The organism is Elusimicrobiota bacterium (assembly GCA_041660925.1).
In the GTDB taxonomy this organism is placed as follows: Bacteria; Elusimicrobiota; Elusimicrobia; order UBA1565; family UBA1565; genus JBAZUV01.
On record JBAZVI010000003.1, the window covers coordinates 34,336 to 48,881 of the forward strand.

The 14,546-nt window shown below is 70.2% G+C and carries 12 protein-coding genes; 11 read left to right on the top strand and 1 reads right to left on the bottom strand.

Going from position 1 to position 14,546, the window contains the following annotated elements; translation table 11 throughout:
* Positions 1–25 precede the first annotated feature (25 nt).
* From WC969_05235 to WC969_05285, 11 genes are all read left to right on the top strand, one after another.
* Positions 26–772: a deoxynucleoside kinase gene (locus WC969_05235; protein ID MFA6029237.1), complete on the top strand. Its 747-nt coding sequence runs from the start codon at positions 26–28 to the stop codon at positions 770–772.
* On the top strand, positions 759–1,598 hold the full coding sequence (locus tag WC969_05240) for a polyphenol oxidase family protein (protein MFA6029238.1): 840 nt from the start codon (positions 759–761) through the stop codon (positions 1,596–1,598). Before WC969_05235 ends, WC969_05240 begins: the two co-directional genes overlap by 14 nt.
* Positions 1,595–2,725: a histidinol-phosphate transaminase gene (gene hisC, locus WC969_05245; protein ID MFA6029239.1), complete on the top strand. Its 1,131-nt coding sequence runs from the start codon at positions 1,595–1,597 to the stop codon at positions 2,723–2,725. The genes WC969_05240 and hisC overlap by 4 nt, the downstream gene beginning before the upstream one ends.
* Complete coding sequence (gene cmk, locus WC969_05250; GenBank protein MFA6029240.1) at positions 2,718–3,413, top strand: (d)CMP kinase; 696 nt, start codon at positions 2,718–2,720, stop codon at positions 3,411–3,413. Before hisC ends, cmk begins: the two co-directional genes overlap by 8 nt.
* The gene (locus WC969_05255; protein MFA6029241.1) at positions 3,368–3,964 is read left to right on the top strand and encodes a lysophospholipid acyltransferase family protein; all 597 of its coding nucleotides are present in this window, start codon (positions 3,368–3,370) and stop codon (positions 3,962–3,964) included. The genes cmk and WC969_05255 overlap by 46 nt, the downstream gene beginning before the upstream one ends.
* 33 nt (positions 3,965–3,997) lie before the next feature.
* On the top strand, positions 3,998–5,266 hold the full coding sequence (locus WC969_05260) for a S1 RNA-binding domain-containing protein (protein MFA6029242.1): 1,269 nt from the start codon (positions 3,998–4,000) through the stop codon (positions 5,264–5,266).
* Between the two features lie 67 nt (positions 5,267–5,333).
* Positions 5,334–8,189 (top strand): BamA/TamA family outer membrane protein, encoded by a 2,856-nt coding sequence (locus WC969_05265; GenBank protein ID MFA6029243.1) that lies wholly within the window; start codon positions 5,334–5,336, stop codon positions 8,187–8,189.
* A 73-nt stretch (positions 8,190–8,262) separates the two neighbouring features.
* Positions 8,263–9,507: a diaminopimelate decarboxylase gene (gene lysA, locus WC969_05270; protein ID MFA6029244.1), complete on the top strand. Its 1,245-nt coding sequence runs from the start codon at positions 8,263–8,265 to the stop codon at positions 9,505–9,507.
* The gene (locus tag WC969_05275; GenBank protein MFA6029245.1) at positions 9,497–10,333 is read left to right on the top strand and encodes a class I SAM-dependent methyltransferase; all 837 of its coding nucleotides are present in this window, start codon (positions 9,497–9,499) and stop codon (positions 10,331–10,333) included. The genes lysA and WC969_05275 overlap by 11 nt, the downstream gene beginning before the upstream one ends.
* Positions 10,330–12,426 (top strand): YfhO family protein, encoded by a 2,097-nt coding sequence (locus tag WC969_05280; protein ID MFA6029246.1) that lies wholly within the window; start codon positions 10,330–10,332, stop codon positions 12,424–12,426. Before WC969_05275 ends, WC969_05280 begins: the two co-directional genes overlap by 4 nt.
* 73 nt (positions 12,427–12,499) lie before the next feature.
* Positions 12,500–12,811 (top strand): hypothetical protein, encoded by a 312-nt coding sequence (locus WC969_05285; GenBank protein ID MFA6029247.1) that lies wholly within the window; start codon positions 12,500–12,502, stop codon positions 12,809–12,811.
* A 795-nt stretch (positions 12,812–13,606) separates the two neighbouring features.
* On the opposite strand, the gene WC969_05290 is transcribed toward WC969_05285, so the two are convergent.
* Positions 13,607–14,185 carry a hypothetical protein gene (locus WC969_05290; GenBank protein MFA6029248.1) on the bottom strand — a complete coding sequence of 193 codons (579 nt, stop codon included), beginning with the start codon at positions 14,183–14,185 and terminating at the stop codon, positions 13,607–13,609.
* Between the last annotated feature and the right edge of the window lie 361 nt (positions 14,186–14,546).

Below are 14,546 nucleotides of genomic sequence, written 5' to 3' on the forward strand. Positions count from 1 at the left end.
TCGACCCCATCGGTCGGAGGACATCATGTTCGCGGAAGGCTACATCGGAATCGCAGGCACCATCGGAGTCGGGAAGTCGACGCTGACGACCGACCTCGCGCGTGCGCTGAACTTCGAACCCATCCTGGAGGAGGTCGACGGGAACCCCTACCTCGAGCACTTCTACCACGACATGAAGGGCTACGGGACCATGATGCAGGTCTGGCTGCTCAACCACCGCTTCCGCCAGCACCGCGAGTTCGTGACCCGCATCAGCCTCGGCAAGATCCGCGGCGTCGTGCAGGACCGGACGATCTGGGAAGACACGATCTTCGCGCGGATGCTCAACCGCCACCCGGACAAGATCATCACGGACATCGACTACAACACCTACCTCGACCTCTTCGACAACATGGTCCTGCGCGAGCTCGTCTTCCCGCAGCTCCTCATCTACCTCGACTGCAAGCCCGAGACCGCCATGGAGCGCATCAAGATGCGCGGGCGGGTCATGGAGCAGGGCATCGACCTCGGGTACCTGCGCATGCTCAAGCAGAACTACGAGGAGTTCATCTCCGAGATGGAGTACGCGGGCGTGCGCATCCTCCGGGTGAAGTGGGAGAGCTTCATGCCCATCCCCGAGATCGTCCGCATGGTTCATGAGTACAGCCTCAAGCCGTCGAGCTTCACGAAGTGGGTCCGGCCGCTGCGCCGCACCCCTGCGATGAAGCCCCAACCGACCGTCGGGGCGGGAGCCCCGGAGGAATCCGCGAAGAAGGCGCATGCCGGGGTCTGAACCCTCCATCGAGGAGTCGTCCACGGGCATCGCTCCCGAAGGCCTCTGGCTCGAGCCGCGCCTGCGCGCGCGCGGCGTCCCGCACGGCCTGACGCTGGCCGCCCTCGGGGACATGAAGCGGCCCGCGCGCCGCGCCGAGGCCCTCGCCGCCGCGGGCCGGCCGGGACTCCTCCCCTGCACCCTCCTCCAGCGCCACGGCATCCGCGTCCATGAGGCGCGCGTCGGCGGCGACTACGCCCTCGCCTCGGGCGCCGCCCGCCTCGAGGGCGACGGCTGGGTCTGCGCGGCCCCCGGGCTCTTCACCGCGATCTACGTCGCCGACTGCCTGCCGCTCTTCGTCTGGGACGACCGGGACCTCTCCGTCGTCGGGGTCTTCCACGCCGGCTGGCGGGGCCTCGCCGCCGGCATGCCGCGCGCGGCCGTCGGCGCCTTCGAGCGACTCGGCGTCGGGCCCGAGCGGCTCAGCGCCGCGGTCGGCCCGCACGCCGGCGCGTGCTGCTATAAGGTCGGACCCGAGCTCCGCGAGCACTTTCGGCCATCGAGTTTCCGCGCGGGGGGCAAGAACCTCCTTCCCGCCCCTGCGGCGGGCCCGAGCGCAGCGGGGACGAGCCGAAAGGAGAACGACCTGCGGCTCGACTTGGGGGCGGAGGCGCGGGAGCAGTTCTCCGAGGCCGGCGTCGACGCTTCCCGCGTCTCGGTCTCGGAGGAGTGCACGATCTGCGGCCGGGGTTATCATTCCTTCCGGCGCGACAAGCAGGACCTGCGCATGATGGCCTTCATCGCCATCCCGGCGGCGCCGTCGGCGGGAGGTCCGTCCTGCTCATGAGCGCGGCGCGACGCACCCCGGATTTCGCCGCTCTCGTGCGGCCTCCCGTGCACGGCCTGCCGCCCTGCGTCCACGGCGCCCCCGGCTCGGGGGAACGCAAGGGGCGGCTCGTCGAGCTCGGGTCGAACCAGAACTTCCTCGGAGCCTCTCCCAAAGCCCTCGCGGAGTTCCGCCGCGCCGCCCGCGAGGTCCATCGTTATCCCGACTGCGGCAGCATGCTGCTGCGCGAGGGCTTCTCGCGGGCGCACGGCCTCGAGGCGTCCGAGGTGGTCGTCGGCAGCGGCTCCGACGACGTCCTGCGCATGCTCTGCGCGGCCCTCCTCTCCCCCGAGGACGAGGTCGTCGTCTCCCAGCACGCCTTCATCCGCTTCAAGCAGCACGCCGCGCTCATGGGCGCGAAGGTCATCGAGGTCCCGATGTCCGACTGGACCCACGACCTCGACACCCTGGCGCGCGCGGCGAGTTCGCGCACGAAGCTCGTCTTCGTCGCGAACCCCAACAATCCCACGGGGACCTACAACACGCAGGAGGACGTGTCGGCGCTGCTCCGGGCGCTCCCGCCCTCGTGCGTCCTCGTCCTCGACGAAGCCTACGCCGAGTACGCGGAGGCCTGCCCGGACTACCCGCGCAGCCTCCCCGGCCTCGTGCGCCGGCACCCGAACCTCTTCGTCGTGCGGTCCTTCTCCAAGGCGTACGGCCTCGCCGGGCTGCGCGTGGGCGTCGGGGTCGGCGACCCCGCCCTCGTCGGCTGGCTCGACCGCGTGCGGCTCCCCTTCAACGTCACGCTCCCGGCCCAGCGGGCGGCGCTCGCCGCCCTCGCGGACCGCGCCTTCGTCCGCCGCAGCGTGTCCGCCGCGCTGCGCGAGCGCGAGGCGCTCGGCGCCGACCTGCGCCGCCTGGGGTGCACGACCATCGACTCGGCCGCGAACTTCCTCTTCACGGGCGTCCCCGTCCCGGGCCGCGAGCTCTCCCGCCGGCTCCTGCGCCGCGGCGTCTCGGTCCGTCCTCTCGACGAGTACGGCCTTCCCGACCACGTGCGGATCAGCGTCGGGAGCGCCGAGGACCGGCGGCGCCTGCGCGAGGCCCTCGCCGGCGCGCTTTCCGGGAAGGAGGAGGCCCATGGCTGAGCCCCGGCGCTACATCATCGCCCTCGACGGCCCGGCCGGGGTCGGCAAGTCCACGGTGGGGCGACTCGTCGCCGAGCGCCTGGGCTACCGCTTCATCAACACCGGCGAGATGTACCGGGCGCTGACCTGGCGCGCCCTCGAGGAGGGCCTCGACCTCGACGACGCCGCCGCCCTCGCGCGCCTGGCGCGCTCGACGCGCTGGGATTTCCGGACCACCGACGACGGCGTCACGCTGCGCACCTTCGTCGACGAACGCAACGTCACCGCCCACATCCGCGACGAACGGGTGGGGAAGAACTCCAGCAAGGTCTCCTCGGCCCCCGGCGTGCGGCGCCACCTGCGCATGCTCCAGCGCCGTCTGGGACGCCGCGGCGGGGTCGTCATGGAGGGGCGCGACATCACGACGGTCGTGTTCCCCAACGCCGATTTCAAGATCTATCTCGACGCGTCCATCGACGAGCGCGCGCGCCGCCGCACGAAGCAGCTGCGCGCGCAGGGCAAGAAGGCGGATCTCCGGGCGATCCGCGACGCCATCGCCTCGCGCGACCGGCAGGACAGCGAGCGGAAGATCAACCCCCTGCGCCAGGCCGAGGACGCGATCGTCATCGATTCGACGAAGCTTTCGCTCAAGGAGGTCGCCGCGTGCATCCTCAGAAGGATACGCGGAGCGCGCTCCACCGGCTCCTGACCCGCGCGTTCGGGCTCCTCGCGGGGCTGCGCGGGATGGACGTGCAGGGGCTCGAGCGCGTGCCGAGGGACGGGCCGGTGATCGTGGCCGCCAACCACGTGTCGCTCTTCGACCCGCCCGTGACGCACGTGGCCGTCTCCCGGGTGCGCTACGCGCGCTACCTGGGCAAGGAGGAGCTCTTCCGCATCCCGCCGCTGGGGGCGCTGCTGAAGAACTGCGGCGTCATCCCCCTGGACCGCGGGCGGGGGGACATGGCGGCGCTGCGGGTCTCGCTGGGAGTGCTCTCCGGCGGAGGTTGTCTGGTGGTGTACCCGGAGGGGACGCGCTCGCGCGACGGGCGTCCCGGCCGGCCGAAGGCGGGCGTCGGGCTGCTCGCCAAGCGCACGGGAGCGGTCGTGGTGCCGGTCCGGCTTCGGAACACGGAGCGCTTCTGGATGCGCGGGCCGTGGTCGGTGCGCTTCGGCACGCCGCTGCGCTACGAGGAAGGGGAGGACCGCGGCGGCGCCCAGCGCTTCGCGGAGCGCGTGATGGACGAGGTCTGGAAGCTTTAGAAGGATTTAGAGACGCAGAGAAAGGAAGGAGCGATGAACATGGAAAGGAACAACGGAGACGTCGAGAACCTGCAGGAGCAGTCCGGAGCGGAGGCCTTGGAGCCCGCCGAGGGGGAGGCCGAGGGACAGTCGATGAAGGAGCTGCTCCAGGAGCAGTCCGATTTCGAGTCGAAGCTCGAGAAGCGCGAGGTCGTCTGGGTGAAGGTCATCCAGGCCCTGCCCGAGCACGTGCTCGTGGACATCGGCGAGAAGCGCGAGGCGGTCATCCCCGGGAGCGAGTTCCCGGCGGACGAGCGCCCGGCGGCCGGCCGGCGCGTGCCGGCGGTGCTCGTCAGCCGCGGGCGCGGCGACAAGCCGACGACCCTCTCGACGGCCAAGGCGCGCTGGAAGCTCGGCTGGGAGCAGGCCGTGAAGGCCTACGAGGAGAAGGCCCGCGTCCGCGGGCGCGTGACCTCGGCCATCAAGGGCGGCTTCCTCGTCGACGTCGGGGGCGTCACGGGCTTCCTCCCGTCCTCGCTGGCCGACCTGCGGCCCGTGCGCGACCCCAAGACCATGATCGGGACGGGCGTGCGCTGCGTCATCATCGAGCTCAACAAGGACAAGGGGCAGATCGTCCTCTCCCGGCGCGCCGTGCTGGAGGAGGAGACCACGAAGCGCAAGGCCAAGCTCCTCGACGAGCTCAAGGTCGGCGAGATCCGGATCGGGCGCGTCCTGCGCGTCAACGAGAACGGGCTTTTCGTCGACATCGGCGGGCTCGAGGCGCTCGTCCCCACCGCCGAGATCGCCTGGAAGGACGCCGAGGGCGCCAAGGCGAAGGTCGAGCGCGGCCAGAAGATCCGCGCCCGGGTGCTGCGCATCGAGAAGGAGACCGGCAAGGTCGCACTGGGGGTCAAGCAGCTCACCCCGCATCCGGCCGACTCCGTGCGCAAGCGGCATCCCGTGAAATCCATCGTCAAGGGCAAGGTCTCCGAGATCCTCGCCGACGGCGTGCGCGTGAAGCTCAGCGAGCACGAGAACGCGTTCTGCACGGTCGAGGAGCTCCCGGTCGACGGCGTCGAGCCGCCGCGCGACCGCTTCGAGCGCCGCTCGCGCGACGAGTTCCGTCCGGTCCTCCCTCCGCTGTGGCCGAAGGTCGGCGAGGAGGTCTCCGGGATCGTCCTCGGCGTCCATCCGACGACCTTCGAGGTGTCGATCTCGATCCGCCGCTACGAGGCGATCCAGGACCGCAAGCGCGTGGCCCAGTATCTCAAGGCCGCCCCGCCCCTGACCCTCGGGCAGCTGCTCAACCCCGGCGACGAATAGGGTTGAGCGCGTGGACCGCGGCGGCGCGGCGCCTCATGGCGCCCGCCGCCGCGTCGCGTCCGACCGCATGAAGAGAGCCGCTCCCTTCGCTGCGCTTCTCCTGGGCCTGGCGGCACTCGCCGTCTCCCCGGCGCACGCCCAGTTCGGGCGCAACCAGGTCGTGACCCGCGATTTCGAGTGGAAGGTCGTCTCCACCGAGCACTTCGACATCCACTATTACGAGGAGTCCGCTCCGATGGTCCCCTTCGCGGCCAGGGTCCTCGAGAGCTCCTACGCGCGCCTGAGCCGGACCCTGCGGACCGACTTCAAGGGCGCCCGCAAGCCGTTCTTCCTCTACGGCTCGGCCAACGAGATGCAGCAGTCGAGCATCGTCGACGCGGGCGACGGCACCGGAGGCATCACCGAGCCCTTCAAGGACCGCTTCCTCGTCTACCACGACGGCAGCCGGCGCTGGCTCGACACCGTCGCGAGCCACGAACTCGCCCACGTCTTCCAGTTCCACGTGCTCATCAGCGGCTTCTGGAAGTCCGCGCAGATCCTCAAGACGATCGTCTACCCGCTCTGGTTCATGGAAGGCATGGCGGAGTGGTCCACGAAGGGCCTCGACGAGACGGCCGGCGAGGTCCTCATGCGCGACGCGGCCACCTCGAAGACCCTCATCCCGCTCTGGAAGCTCGAGCATTTCAGCCACCTCAAGCCGCACCAGGTCCGCCTCGCCTACGAGAGCGGAGCGAGCGCGCTGGAGTTCATCGAGAGCCAGTACGGCGAAGGGCGCGTCGAGCGCATGCTCAAGCTCTTCGACTCGAAGTTCGAGAGCGGCGCCGTGCTCCAGGACGTCACCGGACTCGACGTCTTCGCCTTCGACCGCCGCTGGCGGGAGTACCTCGAGGAGCGCTATGCCGCGCAGGTGCGCCGGGAGCGTCTCCAGGAGCCCGCCGTCTACGGGCGGGTCCTCACGACCGCGCACGACCGCAACATCCCCGAGTCCAACAGCTCGCCGGTCCCCCTGCCCGGCCGCAAGGCCGTGGCCTATCTCTCGACGAGGGACGGCTTCCCGCCCGCGCTCATGCTCCTCGACCTCTCCTCGGGGAAGACGCGCACGCTGCTCGATCTGGAGCCCCGCATCGAGACCGTCGAGCTGGGCCGCTTCGCCGACCTCTCGCGCGTGCTCGCCGCCTCCCCGGACGGCCGCCGACTCGCGTTCACCGGCAAGCGCAATCACCGGGATTCCCTCTACCTCTACGACCTGGAGACCCGGCGGCTCGAGCGGGTGCCGCTCCCCGGCCTCTCCGACGCCACCCAGCCGGCCTTCTCTCCGGACGGACGCAGCGTCGCGCTGGCGGGCATGAAGGAGGCCCTCACGGACCTCTGGCTCCTCGACCTCTCCACGCGCCGGCTGCGCCGGCTCACCGAGGACCCTCAGGACGACCAGACCCCGTCCTTCAGCCCCGACGGGCGCTCGATCGTCTACACCTCCGAGGCGGAGGTCGAGGGGGACGCGATGCCTTACCAGCGCCGACTGCGCCGCCTCGACCTCTTCAGCGGCATGAGCGAAGAGCTGAGCGCGCTGCGCGGGGCCGCGCGCGACCCCGTCGTCTCCCCCGACGGCCGGCGGGTGCTCTTCGCGCTCGAGAAGGACGGCTCTCAGGATCTCCACGAGCTCGAGCTCGCCACGGGCCGCGTCGAGCGCCTGACGCGCACGGTGGGCGCCGCCTACACCCCGGCCTACGCCCCGGACGGCTCCATCGCCTTCGCCTCCCTGCGGGGAGGGAGCGTGCAGCTCTACGCGGGCAACCGCGCGGATTTCCTCTCGGAGCCGGTCCTGAGGGGCAAGCCCGCGCCGGCGGCGCCGACGAGGTCGCCGGCGACCGTCTCCGTCTCGACGACCCCGCTCTTCGGGTCGGAGCGTGCGTTCCGGGACTCCTTCGGCTCCGACCTCTTCCTGCCCGCGTTCTTCTACTCCTCGAACGGAGGGTTCTTCTGGACGAGCTACTGGCAGGGCTCGGACATGCTCGGCATCCATCAGGCGCAGGGCCTCATGACCTACGCCTCGGGCGAGGGCTACGTCGATTATCAGGCCGCCTACCAGTACAGCCGCTGGCGCCCGCGCTTCGTCTTCCAGAGCATGGGGACCGTCTACAACCGCGGCCTCGACACGAGCAAGGGCTGGAACTCCAACGAGTCGGCCCATACGCAGGCGGCGACGATGGCCTATCCTCTCGACCGGTTCCAGCGCGTCGAGCTGACCGCGGCGGCCGTGACCGACCGCTACAACGACGTCAACAACGGCGAGCGCATCGTCAACGACGCGCGCATCGCGGCGGCGGCGTACGTCCGCGACACCGTGAAGGGCCGCTACCTCGTGGCCACCGGGGGCTCGCGCCTGCGCCTGGGCTACCTCGAGTCCCCCCGCGTCCTGGGGGGGAACTTCATCTACCGCACCGCCTCGGTCTACGCTTCGAAGTACGTCCCCACGGGAGGCCTGAGCGCGTTCGCCCTGCGCGGCTTCGCGGTGCAGAGCGTCGGCCCCCAGACGCCGCAGTACGCGCTGGGCGGCTTCTCCTCCGTCCGCGGCTACGGCTACAGCACGGTGACCGACGTCGGCTCGCGCATGGCGCTCGGGACCGCCGAGTGGCGCTTCCCGCTCTGGGGGAACCTCGACTACTACATGTGGTACATGTTCCCGGACTTCTACTTCAAAGCGGTCAGCGCCGCCGTCTTCACCGACGCGGGCTACGCCTGGGACACTTCCTCGCAGCTCGAGGGCGCGCGCTGGCGGGACGTGCGGCACTCCTACGGCGCCGGCCTGCGCCTGCACGTCTTCATCCTCCAGCTCTTCCCGCTGGTCGTGCACTTCGACTACGCGCGCCGCACGACGACGCCGGGCGGGGTCTTTTATGTCTATCTGGGGCCGATGTTCTGACCCCGCCCCCTCACCCCTGCCCTCTCTCGCGTGGCGGGAGAGGGGGGACGAAGAGAGCTATAATCAAAGCGCCATGAACGAAGTTTTCGAGCGTCGTCGCGGAGTCCTCCACGCGGACGGGGTTTCCGTCGAGCGCATCGCCCGGGCCGCGGGGACGCCGGTCTACGTCTACTCGGCCTCCGAGATCCGCCGCCGGCTGCGCGCCTTCCGCTCCGCCTTCGCCGCGCGCGAGCATCTCGTCTGCTACGCGCTCAAGGCCAACTCGAACCTGGCCGTCTGCCGCGTCCTCGCGCGCGAGGGCGCCGGCGCCGACATCGTCTCGGGCGGCGAGCTCGCGCGCGCCCTCGAGGCCGGGATCGAGCCCGGGAGGATCGTCTACTCCGGAGTCGGCAAGACCGAGAGCGAGATGCGCCGCGCGCTGCGCGCCGGCATCCTCGCCTTCAACGTCGAGTCCGCCGAGGAGGCGGAGGCGCTCGCGGCGGTCGCGCGGCGTCTGGGGCGCTCTGCGCCCTTCGCCGTGCGTCTGAACCCCGATGTGGACGCGCACACGCACGCCCACGTCACGACCGGGCGCTACGGCAACAAGTTCGGGCTCCCGCTGCCGGAAGCCCTGGCGGTCTACCGCCGCTCCCTGCGGACCCGGGGCCTGCGGGCCGTCGGCATCCAGTGCCACATCGGTTCCCAGGTCCAGCGGGTGGCGCCTTATCGCGCGGCGCTCTCGGCGCTGCTCGAGGCCGTCTCCGCCGTCGAGGCGGCGGGCGTGCGCCTGCGGCACGTCGACGTCGGCGGCGGCATGGGCATCGCCTATAGCGGAGGGCGTGATATGCGCCCCGAGGAGCTCGCGAAAGTCCTCCTCCCCTCCCTGCGCGGACGCCCCGACCTTCGCCTTCTGCTCGAGCCGGGCCGCTGGCTCGTCGGGCCGGCCGGCCTCCTGCTCACGAAGGTCCTCTTCCGCAAGAGCGGCGGAGGACGCCGCTTCCTCATCGTGGACGCGGCGATGAACGACCTCCTGCGCCCGGCGCTCTACGGCGCGCATCACGCGATCGTCCCGGTTCGACAGCGCGCCGGCCGCTGCGAGCGCAGCGACGTCGTCGGGCCGGTCTGCGAGAGCGCGGACTTCCTCGCCAAGGACCACCTTCTGGCGCCGCAGCGTCCCGGCGACTTCCTCGCCGTCCTGCAGAGCGGCGCTTACGGCTTCAGCATGAGCTCGCAGTACAACTCCCGTCCGCGCGCCGCCGAGGTCCTCGTCGACGGCGGCCGCTGGCGCGTCGCGCGCCGGCGCGAGGACTACGAGGACCTCGTCCGCAATGAGCGCTGAGGTCCCGGTCGAGGCCGGGCTTTACGACGAGCGCTATTACCTGGAGAACTGCGGGGGCTCGGAGTTCTACGCCCGCTACGGCGCCGAGGTCCTCAAGCCCGCGCTCGCCTACTCGCTGCGCCGCTCCGAGCTGCGCGCGGGGATGCGGGCGCTCGACCTCGGCTGCGGCCGCGGAGAGCTCCTTCTGCACCTGCGCCGCGCGGGCGTCTTCGCGGTCGGCTCCGACTACGCGCCCGAAGCTCTGAAGCTCGCCCGCCGGGTCTCCGGCGCGGAGGTCCAGCTCTGCGACGCGAAGCGCCTGCCCTACGCGGACTCCTCCTTCGACCGCGCCTTCTTCATCGGCGTCATCGACCATCTCCACGACGGGGAGCTCGAGCGCACCTTCGCCGAGCTGGCCCGGGTGCTGCGCGGGGACGGCTTCGTCGTCGTGCACACCTGCGTCAACCGCCTCTACTACAAGAAGGTCAGCTACCGCTTCCGCCTGCGCGCCGCCCGCCTCCTGCGCCGGCTCGGGCTGCCGGTGAGGGAGCCTTCACCGCCGCGCTCCGACGAGGACGAGCGCCTGCACGTCAACGAGCACGGCTACGGGGACCTCGCGCGCTTCTTCCGCCGCATCGGCTGGCGCGCCGAGATCGAGCCGCTGCCGAACTACAAGCACCGCGTCCGGGAGCTCTACGGGGAGGTCGGAGCCGACTTCCCTCTGCGCGCGGCCCCGCGCTGGCGGACGGCCCTCTATCTCGGCCTGCTCTTCCGGGCGCCGCTGGACCGCCTCCTCGCCCGGGAATTCCTCGTCCGCGCGCATCCGCCCGCGCGGAGGGGCGGGTGAAGCGCCCTGCCGGCGCCGCGCTGCTCCTGCTGCCCTTCGCCGCCCTCCTCGCCGTGCACGCTCCCCTGCTGCGCGGCGGGGTCTACTTCACCGACGACCTGACCCACATCACCCAGCCCTGGCGCTTCCTTTGCGCCGAGGCGCTCCAGCGAGGGATGCTCCCGCTCTGGGATCCCTACGCGTTCTTCGGCCTTCCGCTGCTCGGGAACATGCAGGCGGGCGCGCTGAGCCCGCTGGCGGCCCTCTTCCACGTCTTCCCGTTCACCCGGGCGCTGGGGCCCTTCCTGCTCCTCCACTACGCGCTGGCGCTGTTCTGGACCTGGCTCTGGCTGCGCAGCCGCGGTTTCCGCGGCAGCGCCGCGCTGGCGGGCGCCTCGCTCTTCGCGCTCGGAGGCTATCTGACGGCGTACCTGCAGTTCCCCAACCTCCTCGCGACGCTCGCGCATCTTCCCGCGCTCCTGCTCTTCGCCGGGCGGCCGCTGCCCTTCGCCTTCGCCTGCGCCGACGCGCTCCTCTCCGGCTATCCGCCCGTGCTGGGTGCGGGCATCGCGGCGGTCTTCGCCGTCTCGGCGGCCTGGCCGGCCCCGGGGAGCGGAGGGCTTCGTCGGGAGTGGGCCCGCACGGCGGCGGGAGCGGCGCTGGGCCTGGCGCTCGGCGCGGCGGTGCTCTTCCCCGGAGCCGAGCTCTCGAGGCAATCCGCGCGGGTCCGCGACATCCTTCCGGACTGGCAGAGGATGGCGCAGTCCCTGCGGCCCTACGAGCTCACGGCTTTCGTCCATCCCGCGTGGACGCGGCGGCTCATGCTCGCCGGGCAGGACCGTTCCGAGCGTCTCGAGACCGTGACCTGGGACGACGGCGGGGCGCCGAGGACCTTCACGTTCCGCTCGGACTATCGCGACTCGCTCCGCGACCCGGCGGGACTGCCCGTCTCCACCTGGAAGAGCGTCTACGTCGGCTTCGCCGGCATGGCCCTTGCGCTCGCGGGCCTGCTCCTCTTCGCCGCGCGCAGCCCCGGGCGCGCGGCGGCGGCGGCGGCCCTTCTCGCCGCGGTCGCGCTGCTCGTGCTCGGGAAGCACTGCGGAGCCTCGAGCTGGCTCTGGGAGCATTGCGCTCCGCTGTGGTTCATCCGGGGCCCGGCCCGGCTGGGCTACCTCGCGCTCGCCGCGCTCGTGCCGCTCGCCGCGCTCGCCGTCGACCGCCTCGCGCGGCGCTCGCGCGCAGCCGCCGCGCTCTGCGCCCTCGTCGTGATCGCAGAGCTCTCCTCGCTCGCGTACGGCTTCTACCCCGCCCTTCCCGCCGACTACTACACGACGAAGGGCCCGCTCGTCGAGCGGCTCCAGAAGGAGCTCGCCGGCGCGCGCTATTTCCTGTCGACCACCGGCGAGGTGTGGGCGCTCGTCGACAAGGACGACCGCTCGCCGGAGTATCGGCGCTTCCGCGAGACCATCTGGAGGAGCTACCGGCAGAAGCTCTTCGGCATCGTCGGGGCGTCCTACCACCTCGCTGCCGCGGGGGGGGAGTACGAGCCGCTGCTGCCCGCCGAGGCGACGAAGGTCGTCGAAGCCCTGAGGGACTCTCCGAAAGAGGAGCTGGCGGCCCGCTTGCGCGCGAGCGGGGTGCGCCTCTATCTGGACCGCCGGGAGGACCCGAAGAGTCCGCTCAAGCCCCTGGGAACGACCTTGTGGCACGTCTACGGGACGCCGGAAGAGCCCGTCGGAGCGCTCCTCGTCGCGCGCGAGCGCTCCCCGCTGCTCGAAGGGAGCTTCGAGGACGGGGCGAAGACCTTGAGAGGGGCCGCTTGGAAGCGCGCCCTTCGGAGAGAAGACCGGGTCCTCGCCGAGGGAGAGGCGCGGGAGGGGGGGACGCTCTTCCTCTCCGAGCCGTTCTATCCCGGCTGGGAAGCCCGCGTCGACGGAGTGAAGACCGAAAGACGGAGGGCTCTCGGAGCGTTCACCTCCGTCGAGGTCCCGGCGGGAGCCCGGCGCGTGGAGCTGCGCTATGCGCCGGGTTCCTGGCGCCTGGGGCTGGCGCTCTCGCTCTCCCTGCTCACGGCCCTCCTGAGCGGGCTCTGGCTGCGCCTGAGGGCGTTCTAGAGCGGCGGAAGACCATCGGAGAGGAGCCGCCCGGATTTTTGACAGGGCCCCGGCGAGGGGCTATAATCAAGCGATGGCGAAGAAGAAGAAGAAAGAGGCAGCGTACGCATCGTCCGCGGCGCAGGAGCCCGAGGGAGAGCGGATCACCCGTCGGGGCTGGCTCCTCGTCGGAGCGGGCGTCGCCGCCCTCCTGCTGGGCTTCGTCGTGCTCTCCTTCACCGATCCTCTGGGCCAGAACTGGGCCTCGAAGCTCGCGCCGCTCCTCATCCTCGGTGCGTACGGCGTCATAGGAGCGGGGATCATGCTCCCAGAGTCTCCGACAGCTTCCGCGGCGCTTCAGACTCCCGAAGCCGCCTCCACGCAGACGAATCCCGCCGCTCGATAGCGTTTTCCGGCTCCCGCCGCCGTTCCCATCGGCATCAAGGTCCTTCCCCGGTCTTTTCCGCTGCGGATGCGGTTCATTGCGCGGGCGCGTTTTCAGGTATCCGGATACCTGAGATCTCTTCCTGGTTTTTCCGAGCGTCGCGGTGAAAAAACCATGGAAGCTCTCCGCGCTTCCCCGTTTTTTCGCGGGTGTCTGTCCCCGATGGTCTTTTCGGGTCCGGGCCCGGATCGCGGTCCGGGTTCGATGGTGTTTTTTGAAGCAGTATGAAAATCGGGGGGGCTCCCCGGTTTTTTGGGTCCGGGCCCCCCGGTCCTTTCCTGGTCTTTCCGGACCCCCCCGGCCCCGGCCCCGGGGGAGCGTTTTCAAGGGGTCCGGATACCTTGAAATCTGCCTGCCCGGACCCCTCCCTTTCATGGTCTTTTCGGCCGCTCCGGATCGGCTCTTTCCACCCCTGGGCGGGTCCGGATCCTTGCCAACTTTTCGGCTCTCCGCGCTGCGGCCGGATCCGTCCGGTCCCGGTCGCGCCGGGAAGTTGCCAGGGTTTCGACTGCCAATTATGAGAACCTCACAACATCTGTCGGAAACGCGCGATTATCGCTGGATTCTCCGTCGGAATCCATGATTTTCTAATGTGGTTTATTCGATGGGTCCGGCGGAACGTCCCATGGCTGTATGTAACATAATATATGTTATCAGCACTAGTCGCTGGGAGGGAGCGCTTGGCTCGATCCGGTCCCCCTGCGGGTTCTTCGGCGGGTTTGTCGTCGGAGAACGGCCCTGGTTCCTGGCTCGCAATCAGCTCGGCTTCTGGGCCGGCTTGCCCTTCACGAATTCGGTGAGATTCGCAGCCAGAAGGATCGCTTTGACCTTTCCCGGGCCGCTCAGCTCATAGCGCCTTGCCCTGCGGCTGCCGCTGGCCAGGATCTCGCCTTTCTCGAGGCCTTCCTGGATGACGCGATCGACTCGCGCTATAGGGTAACCAGAAGCGCGCAGCCAGCGGGCCATCTGCGTGGAGGTCGGCTTCTGGATGCGCAGCAGGGCCTGCGCGGCCGCCAGGAGCAGCAAGGTGGCGTCTTTCTCGGTCTTTTCGCCTCTGAGTTTGGTCCTCAGCTGGAGAGTGTTCCCGCGGGTCTCCAGGATGGCCTCCCAGTCTACCAAGGCGTGCTCTGCGCCCCCGGGGCCGCCCAGGGCGAGCTGAAGCGATGCGGGGCTTGGGCCGCCGCCGCTCTGGGCCGTCATGAACTCCCGGCGTTCGCCGGCGACGAACTCCGCGCTGCCCTCGGCTTCGATCTCGGCGCCGCTGGGCAGGCGCAGGCGTATGCGATGGCGGGAGTGAGGAGGGTTCTCGGCGGGGTCGTTCGTCTTCGCGGTCATTAGCGTGCCTCAGAATCGGATTCGCGGCGGCATCTTGTGGATACGTCGTGCGTATCCGTTTTTATCGACGAGAGTCGCTCGGCAATGGCAAGAGTATGCCATAAATAATGGCATAAGACAACCGTTTAAGATTTATGAGTCTCGTTAAAGACGAACAGGTGTTGATAACCCTGTGGATTGCGGGGGCAGCGCGACGACCTCCGACGGGCCCGCCGAGAGCGGTCCCCTGCGGGAAGACCGGACGATCTGGGGGTTTTCCCCCCCGAAACGCCCTTAAAATCACCCTCCAGAAGCGGTTTGAGAGGGCTCCAGGCGCTCGGGGAAGGGGTCCTTCTGGGTCCGCCCATGGCGGCGCCGGCCG

Coding starts and splice junctions, on each gene's coding strand:
- hisC (MFA6029239.1), top strand. CDS start 1,595: ATGAGCGCGGCGCGACGCACCCCGGATTTCGCCGCTCTCGTGCGGCCT.
- lysA (MFA6029244.1), top strand. CDS start 8,263: ATGAACGAAGTTTTCGAGCGTCGTCGCGGAGTCCTCCACGCGGACGGG.
- WC969_05260 (MFA6029242.1), top strand. CDS start 3,998: ATGAACATGGAAAGGAACAACGGAGACGTCGAGAACCTGCAGGAGCAG.
- cmk (MFA6029240.1), top strand. CDS start 2,718: ATGGCTGAGCCCCGGCGCTACATCATCGCCCTCGACGGCCCGGCCGGG.
- WC969_05265 (MFA6029243.1), top strand. CDS start 5,334: ATGAAGAGAGCCGCTCCCTTCGCTGCGCTTCTCCTGGGCCTGGCGGCA.
- WC969_05290 (MFA6029248.1), bottom strand. CDS start 14,185: ATGACCGCGAAGACGAACGACCCCGCCGAGAACCCTCCTCACTCCCGC.
- WC969_05285 (MFA6029247.1), top strand. CDS start 12,500: ATGGCGAAGAAGAAGAAGAAAGAGGCAGCGTACGCATCGTCCGCGGCG.
- WC969_05275 (MFA6029245.1), top strand. CDS start 9,497: ATGAGCGCTGAGGTCCCGGTCGAGGCCGGGCTTTACGACGAGCGCTAT.
- WC969_05240 (MFA6029238.1), top strand. CDS start 759: ATGCCGGGGTCTGAACCCTCCATCGAGGAGTCGTCCACGGGCATCGCT.
- WC969_05235 (MFA6029237.1), top strand. CDS start 26: ATGTTCGCGGAAGGCTACATCGGAATCGCAGGCACCATCGGAGTCGGG.